Here is an 18,578-nt window from a genome sequence, read left to right as displayed (position 1 = left end):
CAGCAGAAGGAAATTCAGACGACCGCGCCGCGGCCCGGGTCGTCGTCCTCGTCGTCGTCATGCGACATCCGCGCCACCAGAGTCGCGAAACCGCCCAGGAAGCCGCCGACGCACACCGTGGTCAGCCACCACGTCATGTCCCACTGCAGCAGCACGGCGACCAGCATCAGCACCGGGCCGCCGACGACCGCGAGCCAGGCGAACTTGGCCGTGACATCCGCATCCGGCAGCGGCGGCGGCTCCGGCGGTACGAAGTGTCCCTCGTCGCTCTCGTCGAGGTCGTCGTCCTTCGCCTCGGCCACGCCGTAGTCGCGCGGGCCGCCGACACCGGGCGCGAAGGTGATCGAGCTGCCCAGCGCGGGCCTGTCCGCATCGGAGCCGGGCCCGGCCTCGGACTCCGGGGACTCGTCCTCCGGATCGTCGGGCGCCTCGTTCACCTCGGCCTCGAGCCTGGCGAGGCCCTCCACCGACTTGAACGGCTTGGCGCCCGGCGGGTCTGCCGGCTCCTCGCCGTACCCGGCGACGATGGCCGCCCAGGCGGCCTCCTCGTCTATCGGCTGCGGCTCGCGGTCCGCATCGTGCTGCTCAGCCACCGGTCGTGCTCCCCTTCTTTCCGACACTCGGAGCGAGCCGGCCGATGAACGCGTAACTCTCGTCGAAAATCCGCTCCGCATCGTGGTCCAACGTCGCCACGTGGTAGCTCTGTTCCAGCAGGATCTCGGAAACATCCGTGGACGAGACCCGGCTGAGGATCCGGGCCGAGTCGACGGGCGGCACCACATGGTCCTGCGGGCTGTGCAGCAGCACCATCGGCTGGGTGACCTGCGGCAGCTCGCCGTCGACCAGCCGGAGGAACTTCCGCAGGGAGTGCGCGGCATGCAGCGGCACCCGGTCGTACCCGACCTCCTCCGAGCCCGCCAGGGCGATATCGCTCGTCAGACCCTTTGTCGTAGGCACGAAGTGGCGGGCGACCGGCAGGGCGTACGCCGACAGGCCGTGCACCCTGTTCGCCGGGTTCACCACGACGATTCCACTGACCGCGTCACCGTGCTTCGCGGCGAGCCGCAGGGTGAGCGCCCCGCCCATGGAGAGCCCGAAGACGAAGACCTGGCTGCACCGCTCCTGCAGTACCCGCAGCTCGCGGTCCACCTCCGCGTACCAGTCCTGCCAGCCGGTGACCTGCATGTCCTGCCAGCGCGTGCCGTGCCCTGGCAGCAGCGGCAGGGACACCGTGAGGCCGCGCTCCGCCAGATACTCGGCCCAGGGACGCAGCGACTGCGGGGAACCTGTGAAGCCGTGACAGAGAAGGACGCCGACATCTCCGCCTTCGTGGCGGAACGGCTCGGCTCCAGGGAGGACCGGCACCGGGGTCTCCTTTCGGGGTTGGGGGCCCACGGCGAAGCCGCTGATGTGACAGCCCCGGTAGGTCACAGCGTGAGTGTCTGAAGGTGTACTTCACCGTACGCGACCGGACTGACACCGACCAGATCCGTAGGCACCCCCAGAGCGGGGAGCACGGGCCCACCCCGGGATAAGGTCTGTTCGACAGCACACAGGAGGCATACGAGTTGATCTACGGCGCAATGAAGCTTTCCCTCGGGGGCTCGCTGAAGCTTGCCTTCAGGCCTTGGGTGGAGGGCCTCGAGAACATTCCCGCAGAGGGACCGGCGATCCTCGCGAGCAACCACCTGTCCTTCTCGGACTCGTTCTTCCTGCCGGCGGTCCTGGACCGCAAGGTCACCTTCATCGCCAAGGCGGAGTACTTCACCTCGCCGGGCGTGAAGGGCAAGCTCACGGCCGCCTTCTTCAAGGGCGTTGGACAGCTCCCGGTGGACCGTTCGGGTGCCCGCGGCGCGGGTGAGGCGGCGATCAAGGCAGGTACAGAGGTCATCGAGGGCGGCGGTCTGTTCGGTATCTACCCGGAGGGCACCCGCTCGCCGGACGGCCGCCTGTACCGCGGCAAGCCGGGCGGCCTCGCGCGCGTGGCGCTCGCCACCGGCGCTCCTGTCATCCCGGTCGCCATGATCGACACCGAGAAGATCCAGCCGCCCGGCAAGGTGATACCCAAGCTGATGCGCCCGGGGATCAGGATCGGCAAACCGCTCGACTTCAGCCGCTACCACGGCATGGAGAGCGACCGCTTCATCCTCCGCTCGGTGACCGACGAGGTCATGTACGAGATCATGAAGCTTTCGGGCCAGGAGTACGTCGACATCTACGCGACCGCCGCGAAGCGGCAGCTCGCGGAGGAGAAGGCGGTGGCGGAGAAGGCCGAGAAGGCGGCGGCGAAGGCGAACAAGGCAGGGAAGACGGAACGCCCGGCCGCGTAGCCGCGTCGTCCGTCCGGGGGTGGGGGGAAATGGCCAAGCGCGAGCGTGTCGTGCGGATGTCGGTCGAGCTGCCGCTGTGGCGTGCGCTCGCCGCCTACCGCGTACTGACGATGATCTACGCGGTGCTCCTCTTCGTCTTCACCCGCAGTAAGTTCGAGCACCCCTGGGTCGCGGTCGCCGTCCTCGCGGTGATGGCCGTCTGGACGCTGGCCACGCTCCCCAAGGTCACCAACGCCACCCGCTGCACCAAACGCTTCCTCGTCGCCGACCTCACCATCGCGCTGACCGGCATCATGCTCACGCCGCTCGCCGACGCCCAGGCACAGACCGTCGACGGCCCCACCCTGCCGACGATATGGACCGCGGGATCCGTCCTCGCCTTCGCCATCAAGGGCGGTTGGCGCTGGGCGGGCTTCGCGTCCTCGTTCGTCGCCGTCGCCAATATCGTCGAGCGCGGCCACCCCAGCCGGGACACCTTCCACAACGTCCTGCTGGTCTGGGTCGCCTCCATCGCCATCGGTTACGTCGTCGAGGTCGCCCGCGCCTCCGAGCTCACCCTCGCCCGCGCCCTGGAGATCGAGGCCGCGACCCGCGAGCGGGAACGGCTGGCCCGCGACATCCACGACGGCGTGCTCCAGGTGCTGGCGATGGTGCAGCGGCGCGGCACGGCACTGGGCGGCGAGGCCGCAGAGCTGGGCAGAATGGCCGGGGAGCAGGAGGTCGCCCTGCGCACCCTGGTCTCCAGCGGTCTGGTGCCCGCCACGCGCGTCTCCGAGGACTTCTCGCTCGGTGCCCTGGTCCGTACCGTCGACGTCGACGACGATCCGCCCGACGGGCCCGAACTGCGCGATCTGCGCTCGCTGCTCGCCCGGCACGCCGGGTCGAAGGTGACCTTCTCGGAGCCGGGCGCCCCGGTGCTGCTGCCGGCCGGCGCGGCGGCGGAGCTCGCGGCCGCTGTCAGTGCCGCACTGGACAATGTCCGCAGACATGCGGGCGAGGAAGCCCGGGCCTGGATCCTGGTCGAGGACTGGCCGGAAGAAGTGATCGTGACGGTACGGGACGACGGCCCGGGCATCCCGGAGGGCAGGCTCGCGCAGGCCGAGGGGGAGGGGCGGCTCGGTGTCGCGCTCTCGATCCGCGGGCGGCTGCGGGATCTGGGCGGCAGGGCCGAGCTGATCTCGGTGCCGGGCCAGGGCACAGAAGTCGAATTGAAGGTTCCACGGGGGAAGGCAGGGAAATGACGAACCAGCAGGTGGGCGGCAGGACGGACCCGCAGACGGACCCGCAGACGGACCGGCAGACGATCAGGGTGATGGTCGTCGACGACCACCCGATGTGGCGGGACGCGGTCGCCCGCGACCTTGCCGCGGCCGGGTTCGACGTGGTGGCGACGGCGGGCGACGGGCCGCAGGCGGTGCGCCGTGCCAAGGCCGTCGCGCCCGATGTTCTCGTCCTCGACCTCAATCTGCCCGGGATGCCGGGCGTCCAGGTCTGCAAGGAACTCGTCGGCTCCCGCCCCGCCCTGCGGGTCCTGGTCCTCTCCGCGAGCGGTGAGCACGGCGACGTACTGGAAGCGGTGAAGTCCGGCGCCACCGGATATCTGCTCAAGTCGGCCAGCACGGACGAGCTGACGGACGCAGTGCGGCGCACCGCCGTCGGCGATCCGGTCTTCACGCCGGGCCTCGCGGGCCTCGTGCTCGGTGAGTACCGCAGGCTCGCCTCCGAACCCGTACCCGCGTCCGGCGCCGACGAGCCGAAGGCCCCGCAGCTGACCGAGCGCGAGACCGAGGTGCTGCGACTGGTCGCCAAGGGGCTCTCGTACAAGCAGATCGCCGAGCGTCTGGTCATCTCGCACCGCACCGTCCAGAACCACGTCCAGAACACCCTCGGCAAGCTCCAGTTGCACAACCGCGTGGAGCTCGTGCGGTACGCCATCGAGCGGGGCCTCGACGACGCGTAACCCCCGCCCCCTACTCGTACGAGTGAAAGCCGGACTTCAACCTCCACGTGGCGCACAGGAATTGACCCTTCGTCCCATCCCGTAGTGACCTGCGTCACCATTAGCGTGGCGGTCCTAAGGCTCACCAGGCGAAGGGAAGTTTCCATGCGCGTCGGAGTACTGACCGGGGGCGGCGACTGCCCCGGGCTCAACGCGGTCATCCGTGGCGCCGTCCGCAAGGGCGTGCAGGAGTACGCGTACGAATTCGTCGGCTATCGCGACGGCTGGCGCGGGCCCCTCGAAGGCGACACGGTTCCACTCGACATCCCGGCCGTACGCGGCATTCTGCCCCGCGGCGGCACCATCCTCGGCTCTTCGCGCACCAACCCCCTCAAGTCGGAGAACGGCATCCGCCGGATCAAGGACAACCTCGCCAAGAGTGAGGTGGACGCGCTGATCGCGATCGGCGGCGAGGACACCCTCGGCGTCGCCGCGAGGCTCCACGACGAGTACGGCATCAACTGCGTCGGCGTGCCCAAGACCATCGACAACGACCTGTCCGCCACCGACTACACCTTCGGCTTCGACACGGCGGTCGGCATCGCGACCGAGGCGATCGACCGGCTCCACACCACCGCCGAATCACATATGCGCGTCCTGGTCGTCGAGGTGATGGGGCGGCACGCGGGCTGGATCGCGCTCCACTCCGGTCTGGCCGGCGGCGCCAATGTCATCCTCATTCCGGAGCAGCGCTTCGACGTCGACCAGGTCTGCGCCTGGGTGAACTCGCGTTTCAAGGCCAGTTACGCCCCGATCGTCGTGGTCGCCGAGGGCGCCATGCCCAAGGACGGCGAGGCGGTCCTCAAGGACGGCTCGCTCGACTCCTTCGGCCATGTCCGGCTCTCCGGCGTCGGCGAGTGGCTGGCCAAGGAGATCGAGCGGCGTACCGGCAAGGAGGCCCGCACCACCGTCCTCGGCCATGTCCAGCGCGGCGGCACCCCGAGCGCCTTCGACCGCTGGCTGGCCACCCGCTTCGGTCTGCACGCGATCGACGCGGTGCGGGACGGGGACTTCGGCAAGATGGTCGCGCTGCAGGGCACGGACATCGTGCGGGTACCGATCGCGGAGGCCACAGCCAAGCTGAAGACGGTCGACCCGAAGCTGTACGAGGAGGTCGGGGTCTTCTTCGGCTGACGGTTGCTGTTCCCCTACCCGCCCCCTCCCGTAACCGGGGCTCCGCCCCGGACCCCGCGCCTCAATCGCCGGCGAGGCTGACAAAGTCAGCCCGTCCGGCGATTGAGGACACGCGGGGTGGGGCAAATCAGGCCCGGCCGACCCGCGAGGTTGAGGCGAGGAGGCCGTGGATCACCTCCGGGCCCCGCATCGTCAGTACGGACTCCGGATGGAACTGGATACCCGCGAAGCCTGTGCCCCGCAGGGCGTGTACCTCCGCCGAGAGGGGATCGCGGGCCACCTCGACCCCGTGCGCCTCCAGCTCCACCGCCGCCGCGTCGTCGCAGCGCGCCGTGAAGCTGTTGTAGAAGCCCACCGTCTCCGCACGCCCGAAGAAGTCGATCCGCTCCTGCGCCCCCTGGTACGGCGCGTCCTTGCGTACGATCTCCAGGCCGAGCTCGGCCGCCATCAGCTCATGGCCCAGGCAGACGCCCAGCAGACCGTGGCGGTGATCGCGCAGCAGATCCGCTGCGAGCGAGCGCAGGAAGCGCATCTTCGGATCGCCCCCGTCGGCCGGATTGCCCGGCCCCGGACCCAGCACCACCGGTCCCGTGTGCGACAGTGCCGATTCCCGCAGGCCCGCCTCGTCGTACCGACGCACCGTCACCTCCAGGCCGGTGGAGCGCAGCAGATGCGCCAGCATCGCGGTGAAGGTGTCCTCGCCGTCGACGACCAGGGCGTGGCCGGTCAACTGGGCGCTGCGCTCCTGCATCCGCAGCCAGAAGGGCGCGAGGTCGGCGCGGCGGGCGTCCAGGGCGGCCCGCACCCGCGGGTCGTCGGCGAGCTTCGGGCGCTCGGCGAGCTCCTCGGGCCGCCCGGGACGCACCCCCAGCGCGGCCAGTACACCGGCCGCCTTGGCATGCGTCTCGGCGACTTCGCCCGCCGGGTCGGAGTGCCGGACGAGGGTCGCCCCGACCGGTACCCGCAGGAATCCTTCGGCGTCGATGTCGGCGGTACGGATCAGAATGGGGGAGTCGAGGGTCTGCGCGCCGCCCTGTCCTTCCCCGCCACCCGCGTTCTTGCCGATCAGCGCCAGGGCGCCCGCGTAGTAGCCGCGCCCGCCCACCTCGTGCCGCTCGATGACCCGGCAGGCGTTCTGCACCGGCGATCCTGTCACCGTCGCCGCGAACATGGTCTCCCGCAGTACGTCCCGTACATCCAGGGAGCTCTTGCCCCTCAACTCGTATTCGGTGTGCGCGAGATGAGCCATCTCCTTGAGCCGGGGCCCGACGACGACACCGCCCATGTCGCCGACGGTGCACATCATCTTCAGCTCCTCGTCGACGACCATGGAGAGCTCCTCGCGCTCCTTGCGGTCGTCCAGGAAGCCGAGCAGCGCCTCGGGGGTCGGGCCCTCGGGCGGATAGCGGTACGTCCCGCTGATCGGATTCATCACGACGGTGCCGCCGCTCATCCGGACATGGACCTCGGGGGAGGCTCCGACCAGGGTGCGCCCACCCGTCTCCCGCCGCCGCCCTTCCGAAGAAGGCCCTTCGGGCCCCCTGTTTCCCGTGTGCACGACAAAGGTCCAGTACGCACCGCGCTCGCCGGCCAGCAGCCGCCGGAACAGGGCCAGCGCGTCGGCCCGGCCGAAGTCCGGGATCCTGCCGGTGTACGTACGGCGGATGACGAAGTTCGCGCCCTCGCCCTGTCCGATCTCGTCCTCGATGACCCGCCGGACGATGCCCGCGTACTCCTCGTCGTCGACGTCGAAGGCCCCGCCCTCGACCCGTACGTCGTGCGCGGGCAGTCTCTCCAGGGCTTCGGCGAGCGGGAGCTCATGGCTCTCGTCGGCGACGAGCACGGTCAGTGGCGTCCCGTCGTCGCGTACGTCGAAGCCGCGTTCCCTGATCTGGCGGAACGGGATCAGGGCGAGCGAGGGGCGGTCGCCGACCGGGATGTCGGCGAGCCGTTCGGCCTCGTGAACGGTGCCGATCAGAACCTCGACGGTGTCGTGGTCGTGGCCGGGGGTGCGTCTGCGCAGCAGGGCGAAGGGCGGGCAGTCGTCGTCCAGCAGTCGGCTGATGAGCATGCGTCGTGTTCCTTCCGGGTGGGAGGAACGGCCGCTGTCCCGGGACCCGGGAAACACTGAAGGCCGCCCCTCGGGCGGCCTCCGCGATTGGGTGTACGCGCAGTCAGTGGGCCGCCGGATGAGCGGTCCACCACCAGTTCTGAGTCGGTTGCGCGAACATGACGCCGACCATAACGCATCGCGCCGCGCCGAACCGTGCCGAGGTGACGGATCCGGTCGGATTCGGTACGGACAGCAGTCTCGGTACGGACAGGGGTGCGCCTCCGAGTCCACTCCTGTCTCATTTGGTGGGCGGTCGGGGGTACGTCCGCAGAGACCCCGTAATGTTGACGGCGTGACCGTGAACGCTAAGACCACCACTGCCGGTGGCAACACCTGGCGAGACCTTCCCGCGGCGCAGCAGCCCGAGTACCCCGATGCCGAGGCTCTGCGCGATGTGATCGCGGACCTCGAGGCGTATCCGCCGCTCGTCTTCGCGGGCGAGTGCGACCAGCTGCGCGCCCGACTGGGAGCCGTTGCCAAGGGCGAGGCGTTCCTGCTGCAGGGCGGCGACTGCGCCGAGGCCTTCGACGCGGTCTCCGCCGACCAGATCCGCAACAAGCTCAAGACCCTCCTCCAGATGGGCGCGGTGCTCACCTACGCCGCGTCCGTCCCGGTGGTGAAGGTCGGCCGGATCGCCGGCCAGTACTCCAAGCCGCGCTCCAAGCCGACCGAGACCCGCGACGGCGTGACGCTCCCGACCTACCGGGGCGATTCCGTCAACGGCTTCGAGTTCACCGAGGCGGCCCGCATCCCGGACCCCGAGCGGCTCAAGCGGATGTACAACGCCTCCTCCGCGACGCTCAACCTGGTGCGCGCCTTCACCACCGGCGGTTACGCCGACCTGCGGCAGGTGCACGCCTGGAACCAGGACTTCGTGAAGTCGTCCCCCTCCGGGCAGCGCTACGAGCAGCTCGCGCGGGAGATCGACAACGCGCTCAACTTCATGAAGGCATGCGGCACGGACCCGGCGGAGTTCCGTACGGTCGAGTTCTACGCCTCCCACGAGGCGCTGCTGCTCGACTACGAGGGCGCGCTGACCCGCACCGACTCGCGGACCGGCCAGCTGTACAACACCTCCGGCCATATGGTCTGGATCGGCGAGCGCACCCGCCAGCTGGACGGGGCGCACATCGAGTTCGCCTCGCAGATCCGCAATCCGATCGGTGTGAAGCTCGGCCCGACGACCACGGTCGACGAGGCGCTGCAGTACATCGACAAGCTCGACCCCGAGCGCGAGCCGGGCCGGCTGACCTTTGTCGTCCGTATGGGCGCCGACAAGGTCCGCGACAAGCTCCCCGAGCTGGTTGAGAAGGTCACGGCCTCCGGTGCCACCGTGGCGTGGGTGACCGACCCGATGCACGGCAACACCTTCGAGGCGGCCTCGGGCCACAAGACCCGCCGATTCGACGATGTGCTCGACGAGGTCAAGGGCTTCTTCGAGGTCCACAAGGCGCTCGGCACGCACCCGGGCGGCATCCATGTCGAGCTCACCGGTGACGATGTCACCGAGTGCGTGGGCGGCGGCGACGAGATCTTCGTCGACGATCTCCACCAGCGGTACGAGACGGCCTGCGACCCGCGGCTGAACCGCAGCCAGTCCCTGGACCTGGCCTTCCTGGTCGCCGAGATGTACCGGGACCAGTAGTCCGATGTACGAGTGTGGGGCGCGGATCGATGTGATCCGCGCCCCACACTCGTATTCGGGACTTTTGCGCAGCAGGCTCGGCGGGTAAGGTTAGGTTAGCCTCACCGATCATCGGGAAGGCGCCAGCGATCCCGACCGGGGAGGTGAACCGCCGTGTACGTCTGCTCATGCTTCGGCATCACCGAGAAGCAGGTCAAGGAGCACGCGGAAGGCGGTGCCTGCACCCCCCGCCAGATTGCGTCGGTCTCCAAGGCCGGCACCGACTGCGGATCGTGCGTACGCCGGATCCAGGGGATTCTCGGCCGGGGCGCATGCCCCCGCCGAGAGCTGCTCGAACAGGGCGACTCCGCCGCCGTACTCGCTGTGGACCCAGAGCTCAGCGAGGCTGCCTAGTCCTACGGGGCGACTCAGCTCTCCGGCTGCTCGATCAGCTGGGCGATGTAGAGCGCTTCACCGAGCTTCTCGACCAGCTCCAGCTGGGTGTCGAGATAGTCGATGTGATGCTCCTCGTCCGCCAGGATCGACTCGAAGATGTTCGCCGACGTGATGTCACCCTTGCCGCGCATGACCTCGATGCCGCGTTTGAGGCGGTCGATCGCCTCCACCTCGACCTGCCGGTCGGCCTGGAACATCTCGGTGACCGTCTGGCCGACGCGCACATGGAAGAGGCGCTGGTAGTTCGGCAGGCCGTCGAGGAAGAGGATCCGGTCGGTCAGTACTTCCGCGTGCCGCATCTCGTCGAACGACTCTGACCGGGTGTACTTGGCGAGCTTCGTCCAGCCGAAGTTCTCCTGCATCTTCGCATGCAGGAAGTACTGATTGATTGCGGTCAATTCGGCGGTCAGCTGCTCATTGAGGAACTCGATGACCTCGTGGTCGCCCTGCATCGCAGAGGCTCCTTCCGCGCGTAATGACTACTGGGGCAGGTGCGCGAATCTTCGCACCGCGGTCGAGGAGCGTCCAGTAAGTACACGCTTAGTGTGAGTTGCCCGAATCGGTTCGGACCTGGTCATGACCACCCTTCCCGGTCTGTCACCATTGAAGGCATGGGTCAGCCGGAGAGCCGGGAATACCGCGCATCAGAGGAGTCCGAGCTTCCGCCGGGGCAGCGACTGCAGCGTGGCTGGCCGGTCACTCACTATGGCCCCGTACCCAAGTTCAAGCCGGACCGCTGGGAGTTCAGGGTCTTCGGCGCCACGGCGGACGGCGACAAACACTGCTGGAACCACGAGGAGTTCTCGGCGCTGCCCTTCTCCACCGTCGTCGCCGATCTGCACTGCGTGACAAAGTTCAGCATGCTGGGGTCCGAATGGGGCGGGGTGTCCGCCCGTACGCTCATGGACTTCGCGCCGCCGGCGCCGAACGCCACCCATGTCATGGTCTGGGCCGAGTACGGATACAGCGCCAATCTCCGGCTCTCCGACTTTGTCTCGGAGCGCGCGATCTTCGCGACCCACAAGGACGGTGAGCTGCTCACCGCCGAGCACGGCTTTCCGCTGCGGCTGGTCGTCCCGCATCTCTATGCCTGGAAAGGGCCCAAGTGGGTCCGGGGTGTGGAGTACATGACCGCCGATCGCCGTGGCTTCTGGGAGGAGCGCGGCTATCACAATCTCGGCGATCCGTGGCGCGAGCAACGCTACTCGTACCAGGAAGAGCCCGGGCACGGCCCCGAGCTCTGAGTCCTGGTGCGGGTCAGTGGTGGTACTGGTGGACCACCGCGTGGCCCTTGCCGCGGCCGATCATCCACTTGTTGACGGGTGTGGTGACCACGAAGGCGAGGACGAGCGAGGCGGCGAGGGCGCCCCAGAACAGCGTGTCCGAGAGCTGTGCGTCCATGGCGTCCGGCCAGAGCGCGATCACGCCGTTGTCGATCAGCTCCATCACGGCGATGGACAGGGTGTCGGCGGCCAGTGCGACCCGGACCGCGGTGCTGAAGCCGACGCCGGCCTTGAGGACGCCGCGCAGCGTGAGTGAGTAGCCGAAGAAGAACGCCAGCACGATCGCCAGGATCATCGTCGGCACATTGCCCCAGCCGAACGCGGTGCCCAGCACCATGCCCAGGACCTCGCCGATGGCGCAGCCGGTGAGGCAGTGGAGAGTCGCCTGAGCTGCCATGGACCAGCTGACCGTGCCGATGCCGTGGGCGTGCTCTTCATGGGCGTGGTGAGCGTGCTCTGTGTGGTGAGCGTGTCCGGTGTGGGTGTCGCGCTGCATGAGAAGCCCCCAAAGCCAGATAGCGGTTCCTGGTTCCTGTCGACAGCGACAACCACATACCCCTAGGGGGTATTCCTGGATGGAGATCTCTCAGCGGAGTTTCTCAGCGCAGTTTCTTCAGCCGCACCACATCCGCCGCGTGCCCCTCCTTGCCCCCGGGCGTCTCGATGATCAGCGGTATGCCCTCGGTCGACGGGTGCAGCATCAGCTCCCGGAACGGCTCCTCGCCGATATGGCCCGAGCCAATGTTCTCGTGGCGGTCCTTGTGGGCGCCGGCCACATCCTTGGAGTCATTGGCGTGGATCAGCTTCAGTCGCCCCTCGCCGACGGTGTCCACCAGCAGATCCAGAGTCTGCGCCATCCCGTGCGGGCCGGTCAGATCGTGTCCCGCCGCGAAGATGTGGCAGGTGTCCAGGCAGACGCCCAGCTTGGGATGAGAGTCCAGCGCCTCGAAGTACGGGCCGAAGTCCCAGGTTCTCGAGCAGAGCGAGGAACCCTGTCCTGCCGTTGATTCCAGCAGCAGGAACGGGTCGTCGTCGTGTGTCAGCTCATCGAGCAGCGGCAGCATCCGCTCCCGTACCTGCGCCAGCGCCACCTCGCGGGAGCGGCCGCCGGTCGCCGAGCCGGTGTGCACCACCACACCCAGCGCGCCGATCTCCCGGCCCCGGCGCAGCGAGTGCCGCAGGGATTCCACGGACTTCTCGACGGTCGCCTCGGTGTGCGAGCCGAAGTTGATCAGATACGGCGCATGGACGTACGCCGAGATCCCCTCGGCCGCGCACTCGGCGCGGAACTGCTCGTCCTGCGCCGGGTTTCCGGTGGGTGTCGCCCAGCCGCGCGGATTGGCGACGAAGACCTGGACGGTCTCCGCCTCCAGCTCACGGGCGTAACCGAGACCGATCGTGGCGAGCCCGCCGGCCACGGGGACATGGCCGCCGACGGGGTTGCGCATCAGAACTACAGCCCCCCGGTCTTGATGGTGATCGTGCTGCCTTCGGGGGCCTGGCCGCCGCCCTCGACGGACTGGCTCTCGACCGTGTCGCCGAAGAACGGGAAGCTCTTCTCGACCTTGACCTCGAAGCCCGCCGCCTTCAGCCTGCTCGTGGCCTCGTCGGCCTTCTTGCCGACCACATCGGGCACGTCGATCATCCGCGGGCCCTTGGAGACCGTCAGAGTGATCGTGTCACCGCGGGCCAGCTGAGTGCCCTCGGCCGCGGACTGCTTGGCGACGGAGCCCGCATCCTCCGGGGAGTTGATCTGCGCGGAGGCGACCTTGACCTTGAACCCGGCGCCTTCGAGCTCGCTGGTGGCGGCATCCAGGGAATCGCCGGTCACACCGGGGACCTCGATCGGAGCGCCCTTGCTGACGGTGAGGGCGACCGCGGAATCGGGGCTGCGCCCGGCCCCGGCCTCCGGGTCCGTGCTGATCACCGAGCCCTGCGCGATCTCCTCGCTGAACTCCTTGGTCACCACTCCCGGCGCGAGACCGAGCTTCTTCAGCTCACGCTCGGCCTTGGCGAGCGGCTTGCCCTTGAGCTGGGGGACCTTGACGATCTCCGGGCCGCGCGAGACGACGATCGTCACCGAGCCGTTGCCACGGATGCGCTCGTTGGTCGCGGGGTCGCTGTTGATGACCGTGCCGCGCTTGACTGTCTCGCTGAAGTCGAAGCGGACCTTCCGCACATCCAGTCCGGCGTTCTTCAGCTCCTGCCTGGCGTCCTTCTCGGTCTTGCCGATCAGGGCGGGGACACGGGTGAACTGCCCGGAGTTGATGTACCAGACGCCGGCGCCCACACCGAGGATCAGGAACAGCGCGACCATCAGCGCGAGGACGCCGCGGTTGGGGACGGCGCGCCGACGGGAATGCTGCGGGGGCTGCGGCGGCGCCGAGGGCGGCATCGCCAGCCGGGTGGTGCGGTTGACCTCCGGCTCCTCCGGCTCCTCGCGGGGGATCACACGCGGGATCACGCTCGTACGGTCCTCGGAGGCGGGGACCCCGTCCGAGCGCTGCTCCCCGGACTGGTCCTGCGCCTCGGTGTGCGCCTGCGGCGGCACCAGGTCCAGCTGCTTGTCACCGAGCGGCGCACGGGCCTCGCGGACCTGCGCGAGCAGCGCCACCGCGTCGTGCGGGCGGACCTCGGGGTTACGGGCGGTGGCGCTCGCCACCAGCTCGTCGAGCTCGACAGCGAGCCCGGGGACGAGGGCGGAGGGCGCCGGAACGTCCTCGTTCAGATGCTGGAAGAGGACCTGGGCGGGGGTGTCGCCGGAGTGCGGCTTGGTGCCGGTGAGCATCTCGTAGAGGACGACCCCGCAGGCGTACACATCGGCGCGGGTGTCGGCGGTGCCGTACTCGATCTGCTCGGGAGCGAGATAGGAGACCGTGCCGAGCACCGTGCCGGTGGTGCTGGTGACGGAGCCCACGGTCCGTACCAGACCGAAGTCGGCGACCTTGACCCGGCCGTCGTCCCCTATCAGCACGTTCTCCGGCTTCATGTCCCGGTGCACGAAACCGGCCCGGTGCGCGGCACCGAGCGCGGCCAGCACGGGCTCCAGGATGTCGAGCGCGGCCCGCGGCTGGAGCGCCCCGCGCTCGCGCAGGACGTCGCGCAGCGTGCAGCCCGCGACGTACTCCATCGCGAGATAGACATACGCACCCTCGGCGCCCTGGTCGAAGACCCCCACCACATTGGGGTGGGCGAGGTGCGCCACGGACTTGGCCTCGCGGATGAAGCGCTCCACGAAAGAGGCGTCGGCGGCGAGGGCGGGGTGCATCACCTTGAGCGCGAGCACCCGGTCGAGCCGGGTGTCGACGGCCCGGTAGACCGTGGCCATCCCGCCGACGGCGATGCGCGCGTCGACGCGGTAGCGGCCGTCGAGCACATGCCCGACGAGGGGGTCCTTGAGGCTCGTATCCACGCGGGAGAGTCTACGAGTCACCACGGACAGCCCCGACGCCCCGGGGTGAGACCGGGGCCGTACTGCAGCCGAGCTGTGACAGCGCCCGCTTCCCGGGGCTTCGCCGGACCCCGGTACGCCCTTCGGGCGTGTCCTCAATCACCGGATTCCAGCCACTCCGGCGTTTGAGGAGCGGGGTCCGGTGCAGCCCGGGTCACGGGGACGGCGGGATGGGGAAACGGCTCCGCGCAGCGGTCAGAACGCGGGTCGCTCCGGGTCGAGGGCCGCGCGGCCCTCGTGAGGGGACGACGCCTCCGCGAAGTGGCGGCGCGGGATGCGGCCCGCCCGGTGCGCGAGGCGGCCCCCCTCGACCGCATGGCGCATCGCCTCCGCCATGAGCACCGGCTCCTGCGCCCGGGTCACCGCCGAGGCCAGCATCACCGCCGCGCAGCCCAGCTCCATCGCCAGCGCCGCGTCGGAGGCCGTGCCCGCTCCCGCGTCCAGAATCACCGGCACGCGCGCGTGCTCGACGATCAGCTGGAAATTGTGCGGATTACGGATACCGAGGCCGGAGCCGATCGGCGAGCCCAGCGGCATGATCGCCGCGCAGCCCACATCCTCCAGCTTCCGCGCCAGCACCGGGTCGTCGTTGGTGTACGGCAGCACCGTGAAGCCGTCGTCGACCAGGGTCTCGGCCGCGTCCAGCAGCTCGATCGGGTCGGGCAGCAGTGTGCGCTCGTCCGCGACGACCTCGAGCTTGATCCACTCCGTGCCGAGCGCCTCCCGGGCGAGCCGCGCGGTCAGGACGGCCTCGCCCGCCGTGAAGCAGCCCGCCGTATTGGGCAGCACACTGATGTTCAGCTTCTCCAGCACGGACAGCACGGAGCCCTGGACGGTCGGGTCGAGGCGGCGCATCGCGACGGTGGTCAGCTCCGTGCCGCTCGCGACGAGGGACCGTTCGAGTACGTCAAGGCTGGGCGCCCCGCCCGTACCCATGATCAGCCGGGAGTTGAAGGCGGTGCCGCCGATGGTGAGACGGTCGTCGGCCATGGCTGATCAGCCTCCCTGCACTGCGGTGAGGACTTCGACACGGTCGCCGTCGCCGAGGCGCGTGCCGGCCCATCGGCTGCGCGGGACGACCGTCTCGTTGACTGCGGCGGCGACTCCGGACGGGGCGGCGGTGAGGGACGTGACCAGGGCGTCCAGCGTGGTGCCTGTGGCGAACTCGCGCGCCTCGCCGTTGACGGAGACGGTGATGGTGACGGACACGGGGACGTTCATGCGGGCTGCTCCTGAGGTAGCTGCTCCTGAGGTACGGGGGAGAAGCGGCGAGGAGTGAAGGCGCGGGCCTCGTCCGGCAGTGCGCCGGTGACCAGCACCGTGGCCATCACATCGCCGGTGACGGGTGTGAGCAGCACCCCGTTGCGGTGGTGGCCGGTGGCCAGATGCAGGCCCGGCAGAGCGGTCGGGCCCAGCAGCGGCGCATTGTCGGGAGAGCCGGGGCGCAGCCCGGCGCGGGTCTCGGTGAGCGGCAGCTCGGTGATGCCGGGCACCAGCTCGTGCGCGTCGCGCAGCAGCTCGTACACCCCGCCCGCCGTCACCGTGGTGTCCCAGCCGAGCTCCTCGCTGGTCGCCCCGATGACCAGCTCGCCGTTCTCGCGCGGCACCAGATAGACGTCACTGCCGCGCACCACGGCCCGCACGGTCCGGGAGAGGAACGGCGCGTACGCACGCGGCACGGTCAGCCGCAGGACCTGGCCCTTCACCGGCCGTACCGGCGGCAGTACATCCTCCGGTACGCCGCCGAGCCTGCCGCTCAGACTGCCGCACGCCAGCACCACCTGGTCCGCGGCGAGCTCACTGCCGTCCGTCAGTACGGCTCCTGCCGCCCGGTCCCGTACCACTGACAGCCGCTCCGCCCAGCCGCGCTGGAAGACCACCCCGGCCCGCTCGCAGGCCGCCACCAGCGCCGCGGCCAGCCGCCGCGGATCGACCTGGTGGTCGCCGTCCACCCGAAGGCCCCCGCGCACGCCGGGCGCGAGCATCGGCTCCAGGCGGCGGCATTCGCGCCCCGTCAGCCACTCCGACTCCAGACCGGACTGACGCTGCAGGGCGTGCAGTTCACGCAGGTGCGCGCGGTCGTCGGCGTCGAGCGCGACCGCGAGCGTGCCACAGGCGCGATAGCCGACGGACTGTCCGCTCGCCTCCTCCAGCTCGGCGACGAAGGCGGGATAGCGCCGCGCAGACTCCAGATTGAGGCCGAGCAGCGTCTGCTCGCCGTAGTGCAGTTCGGTGACGGCGGCGAGCATGCCCGCCGCGACCTGCGCAGCGCCGCCGCCGGGCTCCGGATCGGCGACGGCGACCCGCAGCCCTCGCTGCGCCGCACGCCAGGCCGTGACCAGGCCGATGATTCCGCCCCCGACAACGAGGACGTCTGAGGTACGCGACATGGGCGTCCAGCCCCTCCCTTCGCCGGCATGACCCGGATCAGGTTCGTACGGTCGGAGGCCGTCCAGCCTCCCTCTCAGCCCGGTGCGTCCGGGCTCCCGCGAGTGCCTTACGGTGGCCACCCTAACCCCAGGCCCCAACTCGCAGTAAGGGAGCAGCCACTGTGGCAAGGTCGCTCGACGGACTCGTGCTCTCCCCGGTCGCAGACCAGGCTCCGGGCCAGGTGGGGACCCGGACCCGGTTCACGTACCACGAGCAGGAAGGCCGGATCTGGGCCGAGTACGAGGGCGGCGACGTGCTCCGCGGCCACCTTGTGGGCACCAGGGAGGGCGACCGGCTCGACTTCCGTTATGTGCAGCTGAAGGCGGACGGCGGAACGTCCTCGGGGCACTGTCTCTCCACCGTCGTGGAGCTCGAGGACGGGCGGCTGCGGCTGGAGGAGAGCTGGGAATGGGAGTCCCAGGAGGGCAGCGGGACGAGCGTCGTCGAACAGCTGCCTTCCTGACGGTCTGTCAGATGCGTAAGGTTGTCGGGTGAGCGAGCAGCAGACAGCACAGACGCAGCGGCGCGTGGTCGTCGTCGGCGCGGGAATGGCCGGAGTGCAGACCGCGGTGGCACTGCGCGAGCAGGGTTTCACCGGCCCGGTCACCCTGATCGGCGCCGAGCCCCATCAGCCGTACGACAGACCTCCGCTCTCCAAGGCGATCCTGCTCGGCAAGGCGGAGGGCTCGGCCTTCGACGTCGACTTCGAGGCACTCGGCATCGAGCTGCGGCTGGGCTGCGAGGTGACCGGAGTGCGCGCCGGGGCCCATGAGCTGGACACCGCGGCAGGTCCGGTCCCGTACGACGTCCTGGTCATCGCCAGCGGTGCGGAACCGATCACCCTGCCCGGCGCCGTGGGCGTACCCGGCGTCCATCTGCTGCGTACCCTCGACGACGCCGCGCGGCTGCGCCCCGTTCTCACGGAGCAGCACGACATAGTGGTCGTCGGCGCGGGCTGGATCGGCGCGGAGTTCGCGACGGCCGCCCGTGAGGCGGGCTGCACGGTCACTGTCGTCGAGGCCGCCGGGCGCCCGCTGGCCGGAGCCCTGCCCGCCGAGGTCGCCGGCCCGATGGCCGATTGGTACGCGGAGTACGGCGTCGAACTGCTCACCCACGCGCGCGTGGCGGACATCGAGCCCGGCGCGGTGATCCTGGCCGACGGCCGGCAGCTTCCGGCGGGCGCCGTGGTCGTCGGCATCGGCGCCCGGCCCGCCACCGCCTGGCTCGCCGGCTCCGGCATCGCGCTCGGCCCGGACGGCGCAATCACCGCGGACGCGTATCTGCGCACCTCGCTGCCCGATGTGTACGCCGTCGGGGACTGCGCCTCCTTCCCGTCCGGCCGTTACGGCGAGCGGCTGCTCGTGCACCACTGGGACAACGCTCTGCAGGGGCCGCGTACGGTCGCCGCCAATGTCATCGGCGGCGCGCCGGGACAGGAGCCACCGGAGGTCTATGACCCGGTGCCGTACTTCTGGTCCGAGCAGTTCGGGCGCTTTGTGCAGTACGCGGGCCATCATGAGGCCGCCGACACGATGGTGTGGCGCGGCGATCCGGCAGGCGCGACCTGGTCGGTGCTCTGGCTGCGGGACGGCGCTCTGGTCGCGCTTCTCGCCGTCGGCAGAGCCCGTGATCTGGCGCAAGGACGCAAGCTCATCCTGTCCGGAATCCGGCTGGATCCGGCGCGCGCCGCCGACCCGTCCGTCCCTCTGAAGGCGGCGGCCGACTAGGGTCCGGCTACCGACTGTCAGTCCGGGATGG

The 18,578-nt window shown here is 69.7% G+C and carries 20 protein-coding genes and 1 riboswitch; of the genes, 9 read left to right on the top strand and 11 right to left on the bottom strand.

Annotation, left to right across the window (positions count from 1 at the left end):
* Nucleotides 1-14: 14 nt before the first annotated feature.
* Together OG735_RS11590 and OG735_RS11585 are read right to left on the bottom strand one after the other, a co-directional pair.
* Nucleotides 15-593, bottom strand: a complete 579-nt coding sequence (locus OG735_RS11590) for a hypothetical protein (RefSeq protein ID WP_327323064.1) — start codon at nt 591-593, stop codon at nt 15-17.
* Nucleotides 586-1,365 (bottom strand): alpha/beta hydrolase, encoded by a 780-nt coding sequence (locus OG735_RS11585; RefSeq protein ID WP_327323063.1) that lies wholly within the window; start codon nt 1,363-1,365, stop codon nt 586-588. The genes OG735_RS11590 and OG735_RS11585 overlap by 8 nt, the downstream gene beginning before the upstream one ends.
* Before the next feature lie 203 nt (nt 1,366-1,568).
* On the opposite strand from OG735_RS11585, the gene OG735_RS11580 reads away from it, so the two are divergent.
* From OG735_RS11580 to OG735_RS11565, 4 genes are all read left to right on the top strand, one after another.
* Nucleotides 1,569-2,330: a lysophospholipid acyltransferase family protein gene (locus tag OG735_RS11580; RefSeq protein ID WP_327323062.1), complete on the top strand. Its 762-nt coding sequence runs from the start codon at nt 1,569-1,571 to the stop codon at nt 2,328-2,330.
* Nucleotides 2,331-2,359: 29 nt separating this feature from the next.
* Nucleotides 2,360-3,571, top strand: coding sequence for a MacS family sensor histidine kinase (macS, locus tag OG735_RS11575; RefSeq protein ID WP_327323061.1), 1,212 nt, complete (start codon nt 2,360-2,362; stop codon nt 3,569-3,571).
* 71 nt (nt 3,572-3,642) lie between these two features.
* A complete protein-coding gene (locus OG735_RS11570) occupies nt 3,643-4,290 on the top strand; it encodes a response regulator transcription factor (RefSeq protein ID WP_327328281.1) in 648 nt (215 codons plus the stop codon).
* Nucleotides 4,291-4,434: 144 nt separating this feature from the next.
* Nucleotides 4,435-5,463 carry a 6-phosphofructokinase gene (locus OG735_RS11565; RefSeq protein WP_327323060.1) on the top strand — a complete coding sequence of 343 codons (1,029 nt, stop codon included), beginning with the start codon at nt 4,435-4,437 and terminating at the stop codon, nt 5,461-5,463.
* Nucleotides 5,464-5,590: 127 nt separating this feature from the next.
* Here the strand turns inward: OG735_RS11565 and OG735_RS11560 are convergent, their stop codons facing one another.
* Entirely contained in the window at nt 5,591-7,534 is a 1,944-nt protein-coding gene (locus OG735_RS11560) for an anthranilate synthase family protein (RefSeq protein WP_327323059.1), read from the bottom strand.
* 103 nt (nt 7,535-7,637) lie between these two features.
* On the bottom strand, nt 7,638-7,694 hold the full coding sequence (locus tag OG735_RS41905) for a trp operon leader peptide (protein WP_351454571.1): 57 nt from the start codon (nt 7,692-7,694) through the stop codon (nt 7,638-7,640).
* Nucleotides 7,695-7,868: 174 nt separating this feature from the next.
* Between OG735_RS41905 and OG735_RS11555 the strand changes: the two genes are divergently transcribed.
* A complete protein-coding gene (locus OG735_RS11555) occupies nt 7,869-9,221 on the top strand; it encodes a class II 3-deoxy-7-phosphoheptulonate synthase (protein ID WP_327323058.1) in 1,353 nt (450 codons plus the stop codon).
* Between the two features lie 153 nt (nt 9,222-9,374).
* Complete coding sequence (locus tag OG735_RS11550; protein WP_327323057.1) at nt 9,375-9,614, top strand: (2Fe-2S)-binding protein; 240 nt, start codon at nt 9,375-9,377, stop codon at nt 9,612-9,614.
* Nucleotides 9,615-9,628: 14 nt separating this feature from the next.
* On the opposite strand, the gene bfr is transcribed toward OG735_RS11550, so the two are convergent.
* Entirely contained in the window at nt 9,629-10,108 is a 480-nt protein-coding gene (gene bfr / locus OG735_RS11545) for a bacterioferritin (RefSeq protein WP_327323056.1), read from the bottom strand.
* 159 nt (nt 10,109-10,267) lie between these two features.
* Here bfr and OG735_RS11540 point away from each other — a divergent pair, with 159 nt between their 5' ends.
* Nucleotides 10,268-10,900, top strand: a complete 633-nt coding sequence (locus OG735_RS11540) for a sulfite oxidase-like oxidoreductase (RefSeq protein WP_327323055.1) — start codon at nt 10,268-10,270, stop codon at nt 10,898-10,900.
* 13 nt (nt 10,901-10,913) lie between these two features.
* On the opposite strand, the gene OG735_RS11535 is transcribed toward OG735_RS11540, so the two are convergent.
* The 6 genes from OG735_RS11535 to thiO form a co-directional block, all read right to left on the bottom strand.
* Nucleotides 10,914-11,435, bottom strand: a complete 522-nt coding sequence (locus tag OG735_RS11535) for a DUF4396 domain-containing protein (protein ID WP_327323054.1) — start codon at nt 11,433-11,435, stop codon at nt 10,914-10,916.
* A 103-nt stretch (nt 11,436-11,538) separates the two neighbouring features.
* Nucleotides 11,539-12,387 carry a deoxyribonuclease IV gene (locus tag OG735_RS11530; RefSeq protein WP_327323053.1) on the bottom strand — a complete coding sequence of 283 codons (849 nt, stop codon included), beginning with the start codon at nt 12,385-12,387 and terminating at the stop codon, nt 11,539-11,541.
* 5 nt (nt 12,388-12,392) lie between these two features.
* On the bottom strand, nt 12,393-14,351 hold the full coding sequence (gene pknB / locus OG735_RS11525; protein WP_327323052.1) for a Stk1 family PASTA domain-containing Ser/Thr kinase: 1,959 nt from the start codon (nt 14,349-14,351) through the stop codon (nt 12,393-12,395).
* A 234-nt stretch (nt 14,352-14,585) separates the two neighbouring features.
* A complete protein-coding gene (locus tag OG735_RS11520; protein WP_327323051.1) occupies nt 14,586-15,380 on the bottom strand; it encodes a thiazole synthase in 795 nt (264 codons plus the stop codon).
* A 6-nt stretch (nt 15,381-15,386) separates the two neighbouring features.
* A complete protein-coding gene (thiS, locus tag OG735_RS11515; RefSeq protein WP_327323050.1) occupies nt 15,387-15,611 on the bottom strand; it encodes a sulfur carrier protein ThiS in 225 nt (74 codons plus the stop codon).
* The gene (gene thiO / locus OG735_RS11510) at nt 15,608-16,780 is read right to left on the bottom strand and encodes a glycine oxidase ThiO (protein ID WP_327323049.1); all 1,173 of its coding nucleotides are present in this window, start codon (nt 16,778-16,780) and stop codon (nt 15,608-15,610) included. Before thiO ends, thiS begins: the two co-directional genes overlap by 4 nt.
* Nucleotides 16,778-16,890: riboswitch (TPP riboswitch) on the bottom strand. (Overlaps the previous gene by 3 nt.)
* 51 nt (nt 16,891-16,941) lie before the next feature.
* Here thiO and OG735_RS11505 point away from each other — a divergent pair.
* Both OG735_RS11505 and OG735_RS11500 read left to right on the top strand, forming a co-directional pair.
* Complete coding sequence (locus OG735_RS11505) at nt 16,942-17,283, top strand: hypothetical protein (protein ID WP_327323048.1); 342 nt, start codon at nt 16,942-16,944, stop codon at nt 17,281-17,283.
* Nucleotides 17,284-17,311: 28 nt separating this feature from the next.
* Nucleotides 17,312-18,547: an NAD(P)/FAD-dependent oxidoreductase gene (locus tag OG735_RS11500; RefSeq protein ID WP_327323047.1), complete on the top strand. Its 1,236-nt coding sequence runs from the start codon at nt 17,312-17,314 to the stop codon at nt 18,545-18,547.
* Nucleotides 18,548-18,578 lie beyond the last annotated feature (31 nt).

It is taken from the genome of Streptomyces sp. NBC_01210, assembly GCF_036010325.1.
GTDB lineage: Bacteria > Actinomycetota > Actinomycetes > Streptomycetales > Streptomycetaceae > Streptomyces.
This window is presented reverse-complemented; position numbering and strand designations above follow the sequence as displayed.